This is a genomic window from Bartonella sp. SD1336NMGDW (assembly GCF_042193565.1).
GTDB lineage: Bacteria > Pseudomonadota > Alphaproteobacteria > Rhizobiales > Rhizobiaceae > Bartonella > Bartonella grahamii.
The window spans coordinates 1-2,906 of record NZ_JBHILW010000047.1 but is presented as its reverse complement, the minus strand read 5'-3'; the positions used below and the strand labels follow the sequence as shown (position 1 = coordinate 2,906).

At 36.0% G+C, this 2,906-nt stretch carries 5 protein-coding genes; 1 reads left to right on the top strand and 4 read right to left on the bottom strand.

Annotated features, from left to right (window positions below; genetic code table 11):
- Positions 1-106 precede the first annotated feature (106 nt).
- Positions 107-319: a hypothetical protein gene (locus ACFIKH_RS08855; RefSeq protein WP_375620805.1), complete on the top strand. Its 213-nt coding sequence runs from the start codon at positions 107-109 to the stop codon at positions 317-319.
- Between the two features lie 224 nt (positions 320-543).
- Here the strand turns inward: ACFIKH_RS08855 and ACFIKH_RS08850 are convergent, their stop codons facing one another.
- The 4 genes from ACFIKH_RS08850 to ACFIKH_RS08835 form a co-directional block, all read right to left on the bottom strand.
- Positions 544-1,701, bottom strand: coding sequence for a tyrosine-type recombinase/integrase (locus tag ACFIKH_RS08850; protein ID WP_375671507.1), 1,158 nt, complete (start codon positions 1,699-1,701; stop codon positions 544-546).
- A gap of 358 nt (positions 1,702-2,059) precedes the next feature.
- On the bottom strand, positions 2,060-2,149 hold the full coding sequence (locus tag ACFIKH_RS08845; protein ID WP_375626877.1) for a type II toxin-antitoxin system YafQ family toxin: 90 nt from the start codon (positions 2,147-2,149) through the stop codon (positions 2,060-2,062).
- A gap of 182 nt (positions 2,150-2,331) precedes the next feature.
- Complete coding sequence (locus ACFIKH_RS08840) at positions 2,332-2,517, bottom strand: hypothetical protein (protein ID WP_375626868.1); 186 nt, start codon at positions 2,515-2,517, stop codon at positions 2,332-2,334.
- Positions 2,518-2,696: 179 nt separating this feature from the next.
- Positions 2,697-2,903, bottom strand: a complete 207-nt coding sequence (locus ACFIKH_RS08835) for a hypothetical protein (RefSeq protein ID WP_375626866.1) — start codon at positions 2,901-2,903, stop codon at positions 2,697-2,699.
- Positions 2,904-2,906 lie beyond the last annotated feature (3 nt).

Here is a 2,906-nt window from a genome sequence, read left to right as displayed (position 1 = left end):
TTGCCAATTTATTTAGATAAGCAAGATCTGAACGCCATCAGTTCAAACTTAGCAAGAGAGATCTTAAAGCACAATAATCTAGGTGAACGCGTGTGTGGGTGGAAACATGGCTAGAAAAAAAACACAAGACGATACAGAGCTTACAGAAGCAGAAAAAGAAATACTTCAAGAAATCATCATGACCTACAAAAGTGTAAAAGTGATGTCGCGTTATACGAAATGGATTGTACTCATTATACTCTTATTAGCCCTTGATTTTTCACGTATTATGGATGCGTTTGTAAGTATTTTTACACAAAAACCAAATATCCGACTCTAAACATACTCTGAGACGCGCGAAATTCTTTAGAAAATGGATTCTTAATTTTGCTCGTCTCATGGAGGTGATAGAGAATGCCTTCGCCCATTTAAAACAGTAGATTTCAAAAATTAAAACTTCACCCCCTCCCCACTTTTGAGGCAGGGAAAGAGAGATTATACCGTAATCTATCCGCTAATCACTTGAGTGTTTCTTAGATACCTGAATCGACAATAGACATATTATCAAGCCTCTCCTGTTATAAATGAAGCCCACTGTTCCAAGAGAACATGTCGCTGTTCTAAAAAATCCGTTCGCATATAAGCTTTCGTCACTGAACTCCCAACTGAATGGGCAAGAACAGTTTCGGCAATCTCAAATGGTGTTGACGTTGTCTCTGCTATCCAATCCCGTAAGCTTGAACGAAAACCATGGGGACGATAAGTCAAACCACAAACTGTCATATACTTTGCCATGGTGGCATCAGAAATGGGGTTGCCTCTAAGACCAGAAAAGAGAAAACCATTCTTTTCAAAGGGGAGAGTTTTTTCAATAACTCTCAAAGCTTCATCACTTAGTGGCACGCGAAAGTCTGAAACTTTCCCTACAATACCTTTCATGTTTTCTTTTGGTATCGTCCATATATTTTTGTCAATTTGTTCAAGACGCAAATAGCGCAATGGATATGACCGTGCGCCTGTCAAAATCAATAACTTCAGTGCTAAATTTGAAAGGATCTTATCATCCAAGCTTTGATAAAATGCCGGAACCTCTTGCCATGGCATAGCAGGAATATTTGTTGATGTAGCACGTGGTTTTCCTAAAAGAGCGCGTGCTTTCATACAAGCCTGTAAATCAACATCTAAACCAAGAGCCGCAGCATATTTCAAGCAAATATTGATACGGTTAAGTGCTTTTCGCGCTGTGTCTGCTTTTTCATGCCAAAGGGGTGCGAGAACATTGCGGATGATATTGGCTGTTAATTTTTCTATAGGTAAATTACCTATGTGTGGAATCACGTGCAACTCTAGTGGAGAAAACCAGCGACCGTTTTTACCTTCATTTTTCAACTCTGCTTTTTTGCTTTCAAAAGCCGCTTTTGCAATTTCTTGGAAGATATTGCTTTGCTGTTTTAAAATAGTCTGTTCTCGAAAGACAATAGGATCATTGCCTTCTTTAAGAATATCACTATAATATCTTGTAAGCTCATGCGCTTCTTTTAAAGAGAGTTTTGTAACAGGACCAAGTCCCATTTCACGGCGCTTATTGTGGTGCGTATAGCGAAAAAACCAAGAGCGTGTATTGTCTTTTCGAACATTCAACCATAGCCCTGCCCCATCACAATATTTTCCTTGTGGAGAGGACTTTACAAGTAATGCTGATAACCGATGAATCGCCCTCACTTAACGTCCCCTCTCGTCCACCTTTTCAAGCATTGCTCGTCCACCTTTTTTGGTCCACCTTTTAGACCACCTTTAATTTCTGATTTGAGATTTTTCCTTTAATGCTTACTTTTTTTATTGAATCATAAAAAGCTATAGACATCAATACGCTCTTACACATCTTTATATACTTTGAATCTTGTTGCTAAGCCCCTGCTTGCCGCGTCTGGGCACCACTTTTTGTTTTTCCTTATTTAATATCTTGTTTTTATTATATTTTTAACATGATGGATTCGTAAATAAAGGTTAGGGAATAGGATTTTGTGACATGGCTCTCAATTATTGCGAATCAGGTTTTTTAAAGGGCATAATCAACTTTTTACTTAAATAAATCTGAATGCGTACCTGTCCTATCAAAATGGATGTGCTCTTCGTCAACTATATAAATTAACAACCAATCGGATTCTATATGAAGATATCGACGAGGCTTTTAATTTCCTTGTAATGCATGATCATTTAAAATAGATAGCAATTGCTTCTTATTAACTAGAAGTTGCATAACTTCTGTGAACTTTCGCATATCTTTTCCACGTTTTTTTGCTCATTTTACATCCTTTTTAAACTTTCCTGAATAACTCACTGAACGCATAATCAAATATCCAATTGCTTAATCAAATCAGCAATATTTTCAGCATAAAAAACATCTTCATTGCTATCATTTTTATGAAAAGTTTCAAGCGTTTCTTTATTGGGTATCTTATTATTTTCAACGTACACACGAATAAGATCACGTAAAATTTGAGATGCTGAACAGTGTTTTATTTCAGCTATAGCCATAAATGCGCTTTTTAGATTTATATCTACTTTAGCTGCTATAAGTCACTTTTTTCACTCATAATATTTCCTCTTTAAGAATATTAATGATTATACATTATTTAACTTAGTTAAACATAGTGTAAATTATCATTAATATTAATTTCTTTTCTTAAACAAAAAGTTTTTCAACTTTTTGTTAGTCACTTTTTGAGGTGTGAAAAGCTATTATCTACGGCATCCACGAAACGGGAAAAATCTATTACGAACATAAAGACAATCAATTTCATGATACGTGACATCATCTTTAAACCTTGGTAGGTCTCTATCATCTCATGAAGGAGCTGTTGTTCTTTTTCTGTAAGACCTTTATCTTTGCTGCTTCGTTTCTTGACCATCTTTCCAACCACATA

Bases quoted from the DNA above. Each gene is read 5' to 3' on its own strand.
- ACFIKH_RS08855 (WP_375620805.1), top strand. From the start codon at position 107: ATGGCTAGAAAAAAAACACAAGACGATACAGAGCTTACAGAAGCAGAA.
- ACFIKH_RS08840 (WP_375626868.1), bottom strand. From the start codon at position 2,517: ATGGCTATAGCTGAAATAAAACACTGTTCAGCATCTCAAATTTTACGT.